The sequence below is a fragment of the Mesorhizobium sp. M0028 genome (assembly GCF_040323855.1).
Classification (GTDB): Bacteria; Pseudomonadota; Alphaproteobacteria; order Rhizobiales; family Rhizobiaceae; genus Mesorhizobium.
The window spans coordinates 38727-54898 of record NZ_JAMYVG010000028.1; the positions used below are offsets into that span (position 1 = coordinate 38727).

The following is a 16172-nucleotide window of genomic DNA, read 5'->3' on the forward strand; positions in this document are numbered from 1 at the left end:
CGATGCAGTGGGATTGGGAATTTACAGCCGAGATCTTGCCCAAATTGCTTTGGGCAACCGTCAATACTCTTATGGCGGCCGGCATCGGCTACGCCATTGCAGCTGCCGTTGGCCTCTTGTTTGCGCTTGCCCAGCGCACGCCATCTCACTCTCTAACAATCATCGTCCGGGAGGTTGTGGAGTTCATCCGGTCCACTCCGCTCGTTCTGCAAATCTTCTTTGTATATTATGTTGGGCCCGAATATGGGGTCTCCCTGAGCCCTTGGGTAGCCGGCATGGTCGCTATCGGCTTGCACTACGCGGCGTACCTTTCCGAGGTGTACCGAGGTGGCATCGAGTCAATCCCGAAGGGCCAGTGGGAGGCGTGCACCGCGATCAACTTAACGACGATGCAAACTTACAGGCGCATTGTTTTGCCGCAGGCTCTCCCGCCCTCTATTGCGGGAATGGGAAACTATCTGGTTAGCATATTCAAAGATACGCCTATGCTGTCTGTAATCGGCGTCGGCGAATTGATGCAGGCGGCAAACGCTGTTGGCGGCCAGAATTATCGCTACCTTGAGCCTTACACGATCGTTGGCGTCGTTTTCTTAGTCATCTCACTGACGTCCGCTAGCTGCATTCGCGGGTTCGAGGCATGGATCCGCCGTAAGTTAGGTATGGAATGATGGAAGAACTCTCGTCGTATCCCCTCGAACTCGTCGGTCCAGACATACCGATGGTCCGGTTCATCAACGTTCGAAAAAGCTATGGTGAACTGACCGTTCTCGACAACCTGAACTTGGACGTCGCACCCGGTGAAATGGTTACCATCATAGGGCCGTCGGGATCCGGCAAAACGACCGTCCTGCGCATGCTCATGACCCTCGAGACGATCAACGGCGGCGTCATCTATGTGGATGGCAAGCCCCTTACGCATATGCCGAAAAACGGCGTGTTAGTACCGGCAGACGCAAAGTACTTTCGTAAAGCACGCTCTTCGATCGGCATGTGCTTTCAACATTTCAACCTGTTTCCGCATATGACGGCGCTAGAAAACTGCATGGAGGGTCCGGTTCAAGTCCTGGGACTTTCGCGTCTGGAAGCGCGCGAGCGCGCCGAAGAACTCCTGCACATGGTCGGCATGATCGATAAGAAAGACCAACACCCTTCCCGCCTCTCTGGTGGTCAGCAACAGCGTGTAGCGATCGCACGGGCCTTGGCAATGCGGCCAAAGGTGATGCTGTTTGACGAGGTAACGTCCGCACTCGATCCCGAAGTAATCGGCGAGGTTACCAACGTAATTAGGGACTTGGTGTTCAAGCACAGTCTGACGATGCTTATGGTCACTCATCAAATGGGATTTGCACGGGATATTTCCGATCGTGTTTGCTTCTTCTATGGGGGGAAGATCGAGGAACAGGATAATCCCGATGAGCTGTTTTCTAATCCTAAAAGCAAACGAACGCAGCAGTTCCTAAGCGCGGTCAAGGCGGCTGACTAACATCGGAGTTCATATGAGAATTGGAATTGCCGGGATTGGCGCTATCGGCTCGTCAGTTGCACGTGCGTTGGATCGAGGGGAGATTTCTGGGTGCGAATTGGTCGCTATTTCGGCGCGGAGCCAACACCGGGTGGCGGAGTTCAATGCGACTTTGAAAAGAGTTGTCCCCTGCGTTTCATTTGAGGAGCTAGCCACCAAATGTGACGCCGTTTTGGAGGCCCTCCCACCAGAGATCTTTAACGCCGTCGCGCTGCCCGTCCTCGAAGCGGGGAAGGCGCTGGTCGCCATGTCTGCCAGCCAACTGCTCGGTCGCGAAGATCTTGTGGAGTTGGCGCGCCGAACAGGAGGGCGAATTGTGATTCCATCCGGAGCCATGCTCGGGCTCGATGCCATCAAAGCGGTGGCTGTTGGTGAGCTCCATGAGGTGAAGATCCGCACCCGAAAGCCGCCAAGAAGCCTTGCAACCGCACCTTATGTTATTCGAAATGGATTGGATCTGAAGAACCTTACCGAAGCGGTTTGCGTCTTACGAGGAACGGTAACCGAAGTGGCTAAGGAATTCCCCGCCAATGTGAATGTCGCTGCCGCGCTGAGCTTAGCAGGGCTCGGACCGAACCGCACGGAGATGGAAATTTGGGCAGATCCAAGTTTGGTATTCAACACTCATACCGTAAATGTGAAATCTGACAGTTCCGATTTTTCTATGTCGATACAAAATCGGCCCAGCGAAGAGAACCCCGCTACGGGGCGTATAACCGCACAGAGCGTGATTGCGTTCTTACGGCAAACGCACGCAGTTTTGCTTATCGGAACCTAATGCGATCAGGCTCAACCCTGCTCCTGCCTTCTAAGAGAAAGTGACCGATGACACGCATCCCGTCCTTGTCACCCACTATGAATGGCGCCGCGACCGTTCCTGGACGTCGAGACGGGAACTCTGAAGCCGAGAGGCAGCTTGCTGGCAAAATGAGCAAGCAGGAGATCTACCTTGAGCTGCGGCGCCGGATATGTCTCCTCGACTACCAGCCAGGTAGCCGTCTGAATGAGAGGGAACTTGCGTCGGAATTTGGTGTAAGTCGGACGCCTCTTCGCACGGTCTTACAACGCTTGGAGTACGACGGCCTGATCGTTAGCCAGCATGGCAACGGTACTGAAGTTACATCGATCGACCTGAGTTCTATGCGCGATGTATACATCGTGCGCATGCGATTGATGGACGCAATGGCGGAGTCGTCACCGCTTCCGGTGACTGACGGAATCATCCGCGAGATTCAAGATTTGGAGCAAGTCTGCCGCCAACTCCTTACCAACAAGGATAAACGCCAGTTTGCCGAAATAATTATCAACTTACACAAGATACTGCACGGCTTGAGCAGCAATGGGCCACTCAGGGACTTTAACGATATCTTGTTTTTCCAATCCGCAAGATTCTGGTTCCTTCTTCTCGAAAAAATGGATTTCCGTCAGCAGGTAGAAGATCTTCTTGATGAGCTGCGCATGATACGAAGGAGCCTTGAGCTACGGGATGTTCGTTTGGTTGCCACCGTTCATAAATCGCATTTGGCGATGGTGCTATCCCGGCTGGACGCGATGGAGGCGGCTAGAGCAGATTCGACTTACTCCGGGTCATAGCCGGCTGCCCCGGCGCAGTGCGAAATTTGTCGACTCTCCATTTTTCAACCCAGCAGAGTATTGTCTCGAAGGGTGCAACCTAGTTATGAATTTGAAGCGATCCGCTTCCAACAAAAATTGATGTAGTTGCGCTTGATGTAGCCGATCGCCTCTATGTCATTCTCACGCGCCGCCGTCAGAAGGTCGGTTATCTCCATTTGTAACATCCCCACTGCATCTTGCCAGATGTGCCGAGATATATCATACCAGACCCTCGCGGCTCTGAAATAGAGATTATGCCACATCTCCAGAAAAGTTCTGTTTAGCACTAGGTTACTGATGGCGAAATGCAGTCGGTGGTTGATGATCCAGTGCTCATGGGTGTCGAAGTTATTCATGAGAGCTTGCGATCTGGTAAGCAGAGCCTCAAGGATAGCTACGTCATCCGCTGTCGCGTCGCGCGTATCGAGCCGACCAAATAGCCGCGCCATCTGGATCCTGAACTCGAAGACCTCTCGCAGTTGATCCGGATCCAAAGTGGTGACAAAAGTGCCGACGCCATTTCTGACCTCCACTAGTCCCTCGATTGAGAGTCGCTGTAACGCCTCGCGGACCGGCGTTCGACTGACATTGAATTCGATAGCAATGTCGTTCTCCCGGAGCATTGCGCCAGGCCGGTATTCCAGGAGACAAATGCGATCTCGGAGCAGATCGTGTATTTCAGTTGCAGCCGCCCTTCTTGCCTCTCCCTCGCTGCCCATTGTCACGCATTTCCCATCGTCATTACTTTCCCGAATTTTACCTTCTGCAGGTCACATCCCGCCGTCCGCCCGCAAGCATCAACTCTTTAAGGAGTGCAATCTTCTACAGACGATATCAAGCGCCTCTAGCCAAGGCAAAGCGGCCTGCCTTTTCACAAGATGGTCGAGGCCGGCTTTCGTGTAGGTACCTTGCGTTGCGATCCCGTCAGAAATGATCTCAAGAGAGACATCCTGCCGCGCGAGGGCGTCGCCGGTAGCGCCCGCAATATTGCCTGCAACAATCAGCCGCGCTTGAGCCGCTGGCAGTCCGTTCTGTATGAACCAGTCCTCGAGAACAGCGGTAAAGCGATACGTCCATCCGGCGAGGCAGGCGCCGACCATTGCAAGTTCGAATTGGTCCTCCGTATCGAAAGTCATGACCTTGCCCGCCGCAGCCAGCACGGCTTCGACTTCGCAAGATGCAGGATATATGGGAACAAGGCCTTCAGTGATGGTTTGAATGTAACTCGATGGCATGATGCGGACCACCGGTAAGTCGTGGCCCTTTGCCGCACGCAGCTCGGCAATAGTGACGCCGGCGACGGCCGAAACTAGAATCTGCCCTGGACGGAAACTTAGATTGGGCAGAGCGTTGGCAAGCTGTTCTGGCCGCACCGCAAGAAGAATCCAGTCGGCCTCGGTGAGCATGCTCAGGTTATCGGCAGCTAAGATGCAGCTATAGGTGGCGGCAAGCATTTGCGCCTTAGCGCGGCTGTACGGCGATAGGAGAATTCGACCGCGAAAGCCACCCCTTCGCAGGGCAGCAATTAGATAGGCAGCGAAGTCTCCAGTTCCAACAACCCCGATTGTGGGCATGTTCATGTGGCGACTCCCCTCTTAGATTTCATCCGTTTCTTTGCGTGCAATGAGATGCTTGTGCCTTCGTGAAAGGCAAATGCGGGTCGGCGATAATAAGAGTTCGCGGTTCTGTTTGCGATCGCAAACGCTCTGGTCAGCCTCTCGATCTTGCTCTGGCATAGCATGTTGAAAATGACGAGTTGCGACCCAGCGCCGAGCACGTCGATCGGAAAGGCTAAGGTCGAATCCGGCCTTGGCGCGGTTACGGCTGCCTAGCACGGCGTGCGCGAGCACGATGCTAACGTATGTCTTTGCGCGCCGCGAAAGGCGGTCCATAAACAAATTTCCGCCTATGTAGAAACCCCGCAACTTCGCAACACGCTTGCAATCAGCAAGATAAGGAAGCAGGGTCCGCGCCGCTTGCAGCGAAGCTAGAAGTTCCGCCTCAATCAACTCTTCGGCTGCTCCTGCTCGCGCTAGATCCTTCCCATGCGGATTGAGGATGCAACTTGCCCCGAGATAGGCAAGATCGTTCTCCTTAGCCGCGTGGTTGGCGTAGGCGAGATAAACACCGTTCTCAAAAGCCCTCGTCGTCACCACCTGATGGGGGACAATACTCCAGTTCTCAGTCAGCGCCGTCGGCATCACGATGAGATCGGCGCCCTGGTCCGGGATCTCCCGCGAGAATTCAACTTCGTAACAAACAATCAGAGCGATCTTCCAGCCGCCTAGCGAAAAAAATTTAACACTATCACCCGGCGTGAACCAAGTACGCTCATAGGCATTGGGTAGGATGGTCTTGCGATTGTTCGCAAGAAGCGCGCCGTCAGCTCCGATCGCAGCAGCCGAATTGTACACAGCTCTGCCAGCCGCCTGCGGGTAGCCGTACACAATGCAGGGGCCATGGTTTTGCGCCCGCGCCGCAAGGGCATTTGCAAAGGGCCCGCCGACGGGTTCGGCGAGTGCATGGTGCTGTTCGCCAGCACCATAGCCGGAGAGATAAAGTTCCGGGCACACACCGAGATCGAGGGACGAGGCGATGCTAGTGAGCGCCTTGTCGAGTTCCGCGAGCCGCATCTCAGGCGAACAATTCGCCTGGGCGCGACTCGGATGGACAGCCACTTTGAGGCTCTGCTTCATCATCATGTCCGGTCAGGAGTAGAGGATCTTCCGCGGATAGTCGGTCAGGTACTCGAAGCCGGTTTCAGTAACGACGATAGAATCTCCAATCCGCCCCCCAAGACGGCCGTCGAGGCTGATGCCGCCGTCGACCGCAAAGGTCATGCCCGGCCTGAGGATCGTTTTGTCGCCCACCTTCAGCTCGGGAGCTTCTAGATAGGCGACGCCGATCGAACGGCCAGTTCGATAGCCGGTGGTGTAGCCAGATGCCGCGTAGCAATCGTTGGCTGCCTGCGCGACACTTTCCGCAGTGACACCCGCGCGAATTGAGCGCAACGCCGCCTGTTGAGCGTCGATCGCTGCCTGCTGAACTTTGATCGCCTCGTCAGTCGCCTCCTTAACGAAGAACATCCGGTCGAATCCAAGCTTGTACTGCTTGAACTGGGCCATGTTACAGAAGCAGAAGTATACAGGGTCACCTTTCGCTAACAGTTTGGTGCTCGAACGGCGATGCACCATCGACGTATCGGCCCCCGACTGCATGATTTGCAGGTTATGGATGAGGGGCGAGACGAATGCCTCCCAACCTTTAGCGGTTAGGAACCCGGCCGCCTTGCGGGTGCCGGCGGCCATAACGGCAAGAGCGGATTCATACTCCGGCGCTCCGACCTCGAGTGACTGGTGGGCAGCTGCCATCATCGCACCTGCGATTTGGCCGGCCTGTCGCATCACTTCAATTTCCGCTGCCGATTTGACCATGCGCATCTCGCCGAGGATGCGGGAGATGTTCTTTAGCGGGAGCCCCTTGTATTCCTCGTAAAGGAAATTCTGGACGATCGCCGGAACGAAATTGGATTCGATCCAAAGGGACTTGGATGCCTTGCCGACAGCCTCACGAAGGACGTTTTCCCAGCGATTGACGCCGGAATCTTCCCAGCCGCGGACGTCTTGGACCCACGTCATCTTGGATACCATCTCGCGCTCCATGAGCGGCGTGATGACGGTAGGCTCCTCGTCCCGGCGGACGAGGAGGAAGGTGGGGCGGCCGAATTCGACGGCGAGGTAACCCCAGAACCCGGCAAGATAAGTAATTGAACTCTCGTCGGTAAAGATTGCAAGGTCAATTCCCTCGCTGCGCAGACGATCCTGCAGGGCGTGCACCCTCAAGCGCGCTTCTTCAAGCATCGTATACGACTCCAGATCGTTACAAATTCAGTCGGCGCACTTACTGGTTTTGCCTGCCCAGAAGACTTCCTCTGCAGACGCGGGCACGAATCCACCATTACAGCCGACCTTGATGCCGCTCCCCGGCTGCACGGGACAAGGGGTAGCCCGTCTCTTGATTTCGGCCCAATGGCCGGCCGAATGTGCTCCGATATGTCGTACCTTAATTGATGGAACCGCCTCATGCTATATACATCTATCCCGTGCTTGATGTGATATCAAGCTCAATTTCCCTTAGTTGCCGTCGAAAAGCGGCTGTTTCTGTGAAAGAGAAACGAGAGCTGTGTATAGCTTTCAGCGCTATCAACGCCATCCGGAAATGCGGCGCGGCCCGCCAGATCGCATGTCTGATGACTCGCTCGCGTTCCGCCCCGTCTTGTGGCGCTTCTGTGCTCCCCTCTCATGGTCCGCTTCGGTGCGTTTGGCGGATGCTGCCGATCGATTTCCGGGCCTGCTCGCCCATGTGGACGGGTCGCTGTTGATGATCAAACTCCGTGAGCTCAGCGCGATGTCGCAGTGGCTAGACGAGCATCGCGATCTGTTGAACATGGTAACGTGGGACCTACGCCGGCATGGGGTCAAGGGGACCGACCGCGACGGCCTGCCGGGGGAAGCGGTGCTGCGCTGCGCGCTGCTTAAGCAATACCGCCAGTTGAGTTATCAGGAGCTGGCCTTCGATCTGGAAGACTCCGCCTCGTTCCGGGCCTTTGCCCGGCTGCCGTGGGGTGGAGCCCGAAAAAGTCGGTGCTGCACAAGACGATCAGCGCCATACGGGCCGAAAACCTGGGAAGACATCAATCGCGTGCTGCTGGCGAGCGCCCGCCAGGACGGCGTCGAAACAGGCAGCGTCATGCGGCTCGACAGCACCGTCACCGCGGCGCTGATCCACGAGCGGAGCGACAGCAGCCTATTGTGGGATGCCGTGCGGGTGATGGTGGCGCTTGCTGCAGCGTGCGGTTTAAAGTCATGAACAAAGCCACCTATCCTCCCTTCGTGGTCAAGATCATCCGCGATCCGATGACCACAAGGGCTTCCAGACACCCCGCCGCTGGGTCGTCGGGCGTACCTTCGGCTCGATGACAGCCTGAACGTCCGCCGCTCCTAGAGAAACGAGGCTGAGCCTCCGGGGGACTTCCTTACGAACCCTGCGATTAGCTCAGAAGAGCTGTCGGCTTCCATTGCGTCTAACCGCGATATGACCATGGCCAGATGCGCCTTGTGAACGGTGGCGACCAACCGGACGTCCCGCAACTCTAGGCCGCGCAGCATGCGAAATTCGTCAAGTAGATCGTAGACCTGTTGCCGGAAATCCATCTGCTCGAGCAGAAGAAACCAGAACCGGATGGACTGAAAAAATAAGATGTCATTGAACTTTCTCAGGGGTCCATTGCTGATTATCCGTTGCAGGATGCTATGCAGATGGACATTGACCTCAGCGAAGCTGCGCTTGTCTTTATATTCGAGAAGCTGACTGCAGGATCGCTCCAGTTCCTGGATTTCGGAGACAATTTCCTCCGTTACCGGAACTGGCGCCGAATCTCCTACAGCATCCATCAGTCGCATGCGGACGAGATAAATGTCGCGAATCGAGCTGAGATCGATCAAGGTGACGGTGGTTCCGTTACCATGCTGGCTGACGATCAGCCCTTCATATTCGAGCCGTTGCAAGGCTGTGCGTAGAGGCGTGCGGCTAACACCAAATTCAGCCGCCAGTTTACGTTCGTTTAATCGGCTACCAGGCTGGTAGTCAAGGAGACAAATTCGCTGCCGTAATTCGAGATAAATCTCGTCGTTTCTCATTCTAATCCTATGCTGTGCTTGCTTGTCCAATTCTTGGACCTCTCACTTGTGAATCTTGGCAAAACGATACTGCGATTCGAAGCAATGCGCACCTTATCAACGACATACCTGTCGGGTGCATTGCGAGCTGGTGGCGCTAAACGGCGCGCAACTCTTCGCAAAACGCCTCTCAAGCCCCGGATTGTGCCTTTGACCGGCATGGGTCTTGGTACCAACCAATCATGCATGAGACCAGCAAGTCCGAACCGGCGTGCGGCTCGCAGGCGCCCTCGCCAAGCAGAGCAGAGCCTCTTGCACAACACGAGACGCACCTCGCTTGTTCCGCCGCTCGGTGCGCAACTGGCCAAATGCGTGGCGGCGCCGAGGTTCACCGACCGCCGGCGAGACGACGCACTAGACTGCTGACATGATGTCAAGGTCGCCGGCATCAGCGCCATCAGGCGTAGCTGGAAGATGCACGGCCTCGCGCACCGCTGGCGGCGGTTTAAAGCTCGCCGACAATCCCCAGTGTCGACCTGCTGCACGACGTGGTCGGCCTCCATGTCTGCCCGCCGGCTCACGCCATCGTGCTGTCCGTTGATGAAAAGACTAAATCCAAATGCGCGATCGCCTCCAATTGAGCTGCCGATGAAGAACGCAGGCTCAGGGTCGCCCCTTCTTTTCTCGGTAGCTGTCAAACGCCCACTGTTGGTCGAGGTCGTCGAGGCGCGAATCCAGATCAGTGACCCTACTCTTCAACAAGAGGGAGTCAGCCCTTCTTCGACGCAGACCAGGTAACTATTCCGGGCCGATTGGGGCAAGCGTAGTTCCCAGTTCCCTTACTGCAACTCTCGGGCACGTCCGACGCCATCCCCAGCTTCGAGCGACTTGAAGTTGCGTAGCATCACTTCTGCGACACTGAAGGCCTGCCGTCCCTGCCGCGAAGTCAGGCGGGCGTCAATGTTCGGAAAGACAAAAAAGGGCAGTGAAATCCGGTCGGTCGGACCACTGTGTGCCACCTGATGCGGCGTGCTCTTGAAGCGTTCATCACTCAAGACTTGAAGCATGTCGCCCAAATTGACGACGAGACTGTCGGGCAGGCTCGGTACCGGCGTCCAGCGCTCTTGAAACCACACCTGCAAGGAGCGCGTGGGGAGTTCCTCCTGCAGTAGAAGCGTGAAGAAGCCAGTGTCGGTATGCTTGCCGGCCGTGCCGCCGCTAGATGGATACCGGATCACGCGTTGCAGGACTGTCGGCGGGCTGAAATGGCGTTGGAACCAGCCCTGTTCCATATCGAGTAGCTCGGCAAGTGCGCTGCCGAGCTGCGGGACAACCCCATCGAGCACAGCAGCCTGCAAAGCAAGCAGGCTTCGCGCGAAGCCGGGAGCCTCGACATCATCCGGAAAGTTCGTCCGTCCGGTAAACGGACGCTGGTCGCCTTCGTTCTCGATTCCGAGGTCGAACATTTCCTTTGGATCGGGGCCGTCCTCGGGATGGAGCACCTCGCCGTGCAACGGGCTGTATCCACGGGCGGTGGCAGGGTACACGTCTTGGGCGGCGTGACCGTAACGCTCCTTTGTCGACTGCGGCAGCGCAAAGAAGTGCCGGGAAGCTCGGATGGCTTCTGTGATATGTTCTTTCGGTATGCCATGCTCAAGATAGAAAAACCCGTATTCCTCGCAGGCTAGGCGAAGGCGCGCGCGCTCTTCGTTGCTCGTTGTATCTGCTGCGAGTTTGGCCAGTGATATTTTCGGTAGCACGGTCATGCGTTGACTCCGATTCTTTCCGTTTCCTATAAACTATTAGGATAAATTCACACCGTCAGCCGTCATAATATATATTGTCGTTAAGAATGGCTGGACAGTACGTTCTTCCTCCGCACTACAATATGCGGCCCAGAGGTGTTTGTCTACAGGATGATCTTTAAGTTGTTGTTACATTACTATTAAAAGAAACTTCATATCGGAATCTGTCACAACTGAGCGGTCTCATCCAGAGCGCCTATGGAGCGCTCGGTTCGATCGTCCACCCACCTCGACAAGGCTGCGTCGCCCCGAGCGGGCCGGATCAACAAAGTCTGGCCACCTTCTGCGTCTTCGCAGCTGTGCGGCAAGGAACGGCTCGCAAACATTTTGCCCACGGCAGTCATTTTGGAGGGCCGCCGGGCGGCGTCTTCCTAGCCGTCGGCGATGCTGGGTCGACTGATTAAGCCTATCGGCAACATCCCACCGGCCGAAGCCGAGGAACGCTACTACGCCATGCTCGAAGACCCAGCTATGGCGGCGTGACTCAAACGAAACGGCCTCGGCAAACCCGGGGCGGTTGAGTAGAGCCGATACCTTCCACGAGTGCGCCACAGCGTCGGCGAATAGTGCAATCTCAAGCTGCGCCGCGGTTATTTGCGAGCCGATTGGAGGCCCGCAAATTCTTCACATCCAGAAATATGATAGCTCCAAGCCTGCTAAGTCGTTTCCGACATCGTCGTACATTGGGTATGGCACGCGGGGCAGGCGCATGAATTCCGGTTCCCCCGAGGAATCAGTCTCCTCCCGAGAAACCGACGCCTATTGTCGGATTTGGTCGAGTCCGCAACCGTTCTGTTCGGCTTTGTTTCGTGCTCACCTTTGATAAGCCTTTGATTACCCGGTGCAATGTCTCTCTGAGGCTCACTGGCTGCGTAGTTGGCACTATTTTTGAGCTTCCCTGGCCGCAGGGCCCGACAAGAGCGCCGGCAAGATCATGACTGCCCCCCGAGCCGGATATGGAGGAAGAAATGCTACGCGCCTACTTCAGGCAGACACCCGACACCCGACTGGGATCGGAGAGAGACCGGTTGGCCAAGGTCATCGCCGTGCGAGCCACACGTAGGGATCATCTCCTGGCAGGAATTGGTTTTTTCAGTCGGACGGAGCGCTTGCTTGCCACGCATCTTCGACGCTGGAGTTCGACAACACCAAACGCATGAATGGAAGAAGCGCTTTCACCCGCAATCTGCGAGGCAGTGAGGTGGACAATGGGACCGGCACGTGCAGTGCACAGCAGCATTCAGGGTGCGAAGTACGATTTCACGGTGGCCTATAATCGCAGGTGGCCGCACGCGTATTTTCGCGCGCATCTGGCCCTAGATTATATAATTCCAGATCGGGCGAAACCGGTTTTCGAAAAGATTTTCGCCGATTATCGACGCGTTCGAAACAAGACCAAGATAAAGATCATTGATATCGGTTGCTCCTATGGCATCAATGCTGCCTTGCTGCGCACCGATCTCAATCTCGACGATCTGTATGCTGCCTATCTAAGACCCGGAGGATCGCTCTCGCGCCGAGACGAGATCGAACATCGCGCCTTCTTTCACAATCACGGTCTCCGTGACGACATCCAGTTCGCTGGCGTGGACCCGTCGTTCCGGGCTGTCCGCTATGCGCGGGACTTGGGTCTGTTGGACGTCGGCATCACCGCTGATCTGGAAGCCCGTGACTTAACGGACAAGGAACGTTGCGCCCTCGCAGATGCGGATATCGTCATCAGTACCGGCTGCGTGGGTTACGCCACGGAGCGAACCTTTGCACATGTGTATAAGGCATCGGCGGCGTCACGCCCTTGGGTCGCAGCATTCGCGATGCATCCCTTCAGTTATGAGAACATTGCTGCTGCGCTTCGCGGTTTCGGTTTGGAAACCAGGCTGGTAAATCGGTTCAGACAACGCCAGCGACGCTTCTCCGCACCAACAGAACGGCAGGCGATCCTGACTACTATGAGCAAGCTCGGCATGGAGGATCGACTAGAGCGCACGACCGGCTATATCTACGCGTCCTGCTACATCTCCGCACCACCAGGCGAAATGCTCTGAGTCCCAATACTGACGTCCAGGCGAATCGAGCTGTTCGCGACGTGGCACCTGCACACCTGTCGTCGCAGCCGAATAGGGCAGCTTTCTGCAAGCAACGGAGATATTGCCGGTTCGCCAATTGGCCGGCGGCCGCTGCATCCGGGTCTTAAGATGCCGTCGGCGCACACCCTGCCTGTGCCATGCAAACCGCAGAGCGGATCAATTCAACCGCAGTTATTTGAACAGAGGGATTATTAGCAGCGGCCGAGGCGTCGCGGGTTTCTCGCTGTTTCGGCCTCAGTGAACTTGGCGCCTCCACTGACGCGCCGACGAACAAGGAGGCATCCGCCCGTACGCAGCGTAGCGCCCGCGGATTCTCGTACGCGAAAGCACAAGGTGACGCTGGCGTCAATTGGTACGCGCCTTGACTTGGTGAACTTGGTCCTGCGCGTCACGTGAGCCGGCAAGGTCGATGTCCCCGCATGATCGCGGTCGAGTAATTCAGCCATGCGGCCTCCGCCGTCGTGGATCAAAGATCGACATGCGTCATAACCAGACCTGCACCCAACTGCCAAAGATACGCGGAGTTGACAGGCGAAAGCGAGCTTGCTGGCGCCTGAAACTCCTACCGGCCCCGGTGTGCAGTGTCGGATTTCCCTCAAAGTCGGAAATGCGACACAGAGCCGTTTAGGCCGTGGGACGCCGTCGGCGCTTCCATCACTTCGGAATGCGCAAACTACTTCAAGGTTGCAGTATATGATCTGGATTAACCCAACGTACCCCAGGTCATCTGGTTGTTCTAAACTGGTCTCTCATTTGGCACCAAATGTGCAGTGCCATTCGCAAACAGGCCAAAGGACGTGCTGAGGAAAACAACCACATGGTCAGGATTGAACAGACGCATTGCCGCCGCGAAATCACAACGGCCAATCGAGGTGGCGAATCGCCTATCTAGCGCTAGCCTGAGCCAAACCATGTGTCTCATCCAAGGGTAAAAAGATCAAATTGGTGACTGACCAAGCTCAATCGATCTTGCCGCGAACGAAGCTCGCGCTGAGGCGCGACTTCCGGAGACGCCGAAAACCTCGGCCGGAAATCGTATTTGAAGGTAGGGAACGGACAGCCTGTTCTAAGCTTTTGTCAATCGAGAGGAACATAACCCGATACTGCTCGATTCCTTTCCTGCATTGGAGAGGTTGGCGTTCCGGCGTCGCTTTCGGCTTTTGGTCTGCCTTCAGTGGCTATTCTCTATTTGACCGGCCCAATCTCGGGCGCGCATCTCAAGCTGGCTCTGGGCCAGGATTTTGGTGTTTAGGGCGGCTTGGATCGGGCGACCTCGCCGGCGAAGTCATAGCCCGGAACTTCGCCGCGGTCGTTTTGGCGGTCGTGCTCTACGGGATTTTGGCAGGGGAGGCCCAGGATACGATATCTCCGCCGGTGGTTTCCGCCCAGAACGCCGTGGAGGCCATCCGGCAACGTGTGTTCCCCATTGTGACTGTGATCCACGACTGCACGACACGCACAGACGCAGCCACCGCGCTGGTGGTCGGTCTGACCCTGGTTGCAATCCATCATACCGGAATCAAGGTTCCTGACTTTTCTGCAAACTGGGTCCGCTCGCCAAGTCCTCCGCTCTTCGCAAGGGTACCCCCCTCTCTGAGCTTTGGCTCCATATCCCTGCAGCCATGTTCGGTGCGGCTGCGGTGCTTCCCGGAGTGAGTCAGGCGATCAAAGCATAGTCACAAAGCTCGTAACGGTAGCCTTCCAAACCGCCTTTCCTGATCGTGATGCCTGCATTTTCTGATGCATTGAAAAAGTCGCTTGGCTTGCGCAGGCAGTTTCGGGGAGATGGACGATGTAGCGTTGTGAAGGGCGGAATCAGAGTTGTTTATTGGGACTAGATCCAAACGTATGCCTAAAACAGTCGACCATGATCTACGACGTGAACAACTTGCTGCGAGGGCGTGCGAGGTTATAGCAGAGTTAGGTCTCGACAAAGTCAGCCTAGTCAAAATAGCACGTGCGGCCGGCGTGACCACCGGTGCGTTAACCCACTATTTTCCTGACAAAAATACCCTCCTGCTCGCTGCGTTGCGCTTTGCAATGAAGAGTATGAGCGCAAGGATTGAGCAGCGCTTGTCTATCTATCCTAAAGACTATTTCCTAGCGTTATGCGAGGCTCTACCTATCAATCCAATCGCCGCTCGCGAGAGCGTGGTGAGGTACCACTTCTGGGCGCGGTCCTTGAGAGATCCAACGGTACGCAAAGTGCAGGCTGCCGAGCATGCTGCTTGGCTGGATCAGGTAAAAACCTGCATCGCAGGTCTAAGCGGACAATCTTCTCATTTTAGCAAAGAGAAAATGGAGGCGGAGGATCTCATAGCGTTCATAAACGGCATCGCCCAGCGGGCGGTCCTAGAACCAAAGGCTTGGCCTGCCCGCCAACAAATTGCGAGCCTGAGGCGTCACATAATACGAGCTGGACTGGATGGAAAAGCAGGCCCGCAACCTTCCAAAAGACAAGCAACCCCACCATAGACCGTATCCGCAGACACTTCGGACATTGGTCCCCCGCTCCAACTTGCCAGCCGAAACGAGTATAACTAACTCGCCTGCATAGTGGGTATCAAAAAATAATACCGAGGACGCTTCAATCGCAAGTCTCAGCCACACCGCTTTTAGTCATCATTAAGTTGAAGCTAGTGTTCTGCTCCAGTTATATACGCCAACCCAATTAGGTTTTCAGAATTGTAAAGCTCAATGGAAAACCGACAATTTGCCTTTGGCACGTAACCTACTTTGGAATCGATATCAATCTCTACCTCTTGAAAATCAAGATTTTCATTGCTTAGCGGGAAGTATGCCTTGTAGACAGCCTCCTTAAGAACGAACAGGGTTCGCCTCCGGAGCAGATGCGAATCATAAATGGTTTTCTCTCTAGAAGTTGCGACTAAGTCAATCAACTCGTCCGGAAGAGCCTTATTAGGCTCGATGTCGATGCCAAGCGCTCGAATTGCTTTTTTCTCTGCAATGGCGGCGGCTGCCACTGTGTCGTGATGGGCCAAGGAGCCAACAATTCCGGGTGGCCAGATCGGAACACCAGATTGCGTCTTTAAGACAGGCATCAGTGGAAGTCCAAGTGTGCCAAGGAGTGTTCGGGCTACAATTCGTGCTGCACCGCTTTGGCGACGGACTTTTGCAACAGCGTGCTCCAGTGGAGCAACTTCGGAAGCGAACAAGGCAGCCTCGTCCACGCGTTCTATCCTACGAATGCCTACGAGGATGTTTTGCTGATCAAATCTTATAACATCCACCTAATTGGCCTTCCTAACTAACTGGCGATCAACTGCCGGCGTCGGCGAAGCGGAATCATCAGTTCCGAGTTATGCCGACGCGGACGACAAGGCGAGATGGCCATTTGTGGGTGGTCGAGCGCACGGGTTTGATGGTGCGCACACTAATGCGGTTAACAGAGCTAGTGCGAACATGCAGGGTCGATAATGCCCGCACTTTGGACGATATGCGCGCG

General features: G+C 55.8%; 13 protein-coding genes and 1 pseudogene. 7 read left to right on the top strand and 7 right to left on the bottom strand.

Going from position 1 to position 16172, the window contains the following annotated elements:
- Positions 1-2 precede the first annotated feature (2 nt).
- From ehuD to NKJ93_RS30540, 4 genes are read left to right on the top strand one after another with little or no spacing between them, the layout of a single operon-like run.
- Positions 3-668: an ectoine/hydroxyectoine ABC transporter permease subunit EhuD gene (gene ehuD / locus NKJ93_RS30525; RefSeq protein WP_352592916.1), complete on the top strand. Its 666-nt coding sequence runs from the start codon at positions 3-5 to the stop codon at positions 666-668.
- The gene (gene ehuA, locus NKJ93_RS30530) at positions 668-1483 is read left to right on the top strand and encodes an ectoine/hydroxyectoine ABC transporter ATP-binding protein EhuA (protein ID WP_352592919.1); all 816 of its coding nucleotides are present in this window, start codon (positions 668-670) and stop codon (positions 1481-1483) included. The genes ehuD and ehuA overlap by 1 nt, the downstream gene beginning before the upstream one ends.
- Before the next feature lie 13 nt (positions 1484-1496).
- Complete coding sequence (locus tag NKJ93_RS30535; protein WP_352592922.1) at positions 1497-2300, top strand: aspartate dehydrogenase; 804 nt, start codon at positions 1497-1499, stop codon at positions 2298-2300.
- A 47-nt stretch (positions 2301-2347) separates the two neighbouring features.
- Positions 2348-3115: a GntR family transcriptional regulator gene (locus tag NKJ93_RS30540; protein WP_352592924.1), complete on the top strand. Its 768-nt coding sequence runs from the start codon at positions 2348-2350 to the stop codon at positions 3113-3115.
- A gap of 83 nt (positions 3116-3198) precedes the next feature.
- Here the strand turns inward: NKJ93_RS30540 and NKJ93_RS30545 are convergent, their stop codons facing one another.
- The 4 genes from NKJ93_RS30545 to NKJ93_RS30560 all read right to left on the bottom strand — a co-directional run bounded on the left by NKJ93_RS30545 (position 3199) and on the right by NKJ93_RS30560 (position 6996).
- Positions 3199-3855 carry a GntR family transcriptional regulator gene (locus NKJ93_RS30545; protein WP_352592927.1) on the bottom strand — a complete coding sequence of 219 codons (657 nt, stop codon included), beginning with the start codon at positions 3853-3855 and terminating at the stop codon, positions 3199-3201.
- A 78-nt stretch (positions 3856-3933) separates the two neighbouring features.
- On the bottom strand, positions 3934-4716 hold the full coding sequence (locus tag NKJ93_RS30550) for an NAD(P)-binding domain-containing protein (RefSeq protein WP_352592930.1): 783 nt from the start codon (positions 4714-4716) through the stop codon (positions 3934-3936).
- A gap of 15 nt (positions 4717-4731) precedes the next feature.
- Positions 4732-5832, bottom strand: a complete 1101-nt coding sequence (locus NKJ93_RS30555; protein WP_352592933.1) for a nitrilase-related carbon-nitrogen hydrolase — start codon at positions 5830-5832, stop codon at positions 4732-4734.
- A gap of 12 nt (positions 5833-5844) precedes the next feature.
- On the bottom strand, positions 5845-6996 hold the full coding sequence (locus NKJ93_RS30560) for a M24 family metallopeptidase (RefSeq protein WP_352592936.1): 1152 nt from the start codon (positions 6994-6996) through the stop codon (positions 5845-5847).
- Between the two features lie 535 nt (positions 6997-7531).
- Between NKJ93_RS30560 and NKJ93_RS30565 the strand changes: the two are divergent.
- Positions 7532-7978, top strand: a pseudogene (locus tag NKJ93_RS30565) (ISNCY family transposase); the annotation flags it as partial.
- A 158-nt stretch (positions 7979-8136) separates the two neighbouring features.
- Here NKJ93_RS30565 and NKJ93_RS30570 read toward each other — a convergent pair.
- Positions 8137-8835 carry a GntR family transcriptional regulator gene (locus tag NKJ93_RS30570; protein WP_352592939.1) on the bottom strand — a complete coding sequence of 233 codons (699 nt, stop codon included), beginning with the start codon at positions 8833-8835 and terminating at the stop codon, positions 8137-8139.
- Positions 8836-9653: 818 nt separating this feature from the next.
- Complete coding sequence (locus NKJ93_RS30575) at positions 9654-10580, bottom strand: 2-oxoglutarate and iron-dependent oxygenase domain-containing protein (RefSeq protein WP_352592942.1); 927 nt, start codon at positions 10578-10580, stop codon at positions 9654-9656.
- 1247 nt (positions 10581-11827) lie between these two features.
- On the opposite strand from NKJ93_RS30575, the gene NKJ93_RS30580 reads away from it, so the two are divergent.
- Both NKJ93_RS30580 and NKJ93_RS30585 read left to right on the top strand, forming a co-directional pair.
- Positions 11828-12664: a hypothetical protein gene (locus NKJ93_RS30580; protein ID WP_352592944.1), complete on the top strand. Its 837-nt coding sequence runs from the start codon at positions 11828-11830 to the stop codon at positions 12662-12664.
- A gap of 1890 nt (positions 12665-14554) precedes the next feature.
- Positions 14555-15181 (top strand): TetR/AcrR family transcriptional regulator, encoded by a 627-nt coding sequence (locus tag NKJ93_RS30585; RefSeq protein ID WP_352592947.1) that lies wholly within the window; start codon positions 14555-14557, stop codon positions 15179-15181.
- Positions 15182-15342: 161 nt separating this feature from the next.
- Here the strand turns inward: NKJ93_RS30585 and NKJ93_RS30590 are convergent, their stop codons facing one another.
- The gene (locus NKJ93_RS30590) at positions 15343-15897 is read right to left on the bottom strand and encodes a 4'-phosphopantetheinyl transferase family protein (RefSeq protein WP_352592949.1); all 555 of its coding nucleotides are present in this window, start codon (positions 15895-15897) and stop codon (positions 15343-15345) included.
- Between the last annotated feature and the right edge of the window lie 275 nt (positions 15898-16172).

What these genes read in the sequence shown, in the direction of transcription:
- ehuA (WP_352592919.1), top strand. Translation starts at nt 668, where the DNA reads ATGGAAGAACTCTCGTCGTATCCCCTCGAACTCGTCGGTCCAGACATA.
- NKJ93_RS30580 (WP_352592944.1), top strand. Translation starts at nt 11,828, where the DNA reads ATGGGACCGGCACGTGCAGTGCACAGCAGCATTCAGGGTGCGAAGTAC.
- NKJ93_RS30585 (WP_352592947.1), top strand. Translation starts at nt 14,555, where the DNA reads ATGCCTAAAACAGTCGACCATGATCTACGACGTGAACAACTTGCTGCG.
- NKJ93_RS30575 (WP_352592942.1), bottom strand. Translation starts at nt 10,580, where the DNA reads ATGACCGTGCTACCGAAAATATCACTGGCCAAACTCGCAGCAGATACA.
- NKJ93_RS30555 (WP_352592933.1), bottom strand. Translation starts at nt 5,832, where the DNA reads ATGAAGCAGAGCCTCAAAGTGGCTGTCCATCCGAGTCGCGCCCAGGCG.
- NKJ93_RS30540 (WP_352592924.1), top strand. Translation starts at nt 2,348, where the DNA reads ATGACACGCATCCCGTCCTTGTCACCCACTATGAATGGCGCCGCGACC.
- ehuD (WP_352592916.1), top strand. Translation starts at nt 3, where the DNA reads ATGCAGTGGGATTGGGAATTTACAGCCGAGATCTTGCCCAAATTGCTT.
- NKJ93_RS30550 (WP_352592930.1), bottom strand. Translation starts at nt 4,716, where the DNA reads ATGAACATGCCCACAATCGGGGTTGTTGGAACTGGAGACTTCGCTGCC.
- NKJ93_RS30570 (WP_352592939.1), bottom strand. Translation starts at nt 8,835, where the DNA reads ATGAGAAACGACGAGATTTATCTCGAATTACGGCAGCGAATTTGTCTC.
- NKJ93_RS30545 (WP_352592927.1), bottom strand. Translation starts at nt 3,855, where the DNA reads ATGGGCAGCGAGGGAGAGGCAAGAAGGGCGGCTGCAACTGAAATACAC.
- NKJ93_RS30560 (WP_352592936.1), bottom strand. Translation starts at nt 6,996, where the DNA reads ATGCTTGAAGAAGCGCGCTTGAGGGTGCACGCCCTGCAGGATCGTCTG.
- NKJ93_RS30535 (WP_352592922.1), top strand. Translation starts at nt 1,497, where the DNA reads ATGAGAATTGGAATTGCCGGGATTGGCGCTATCGGCTCGTCAGTTGCA.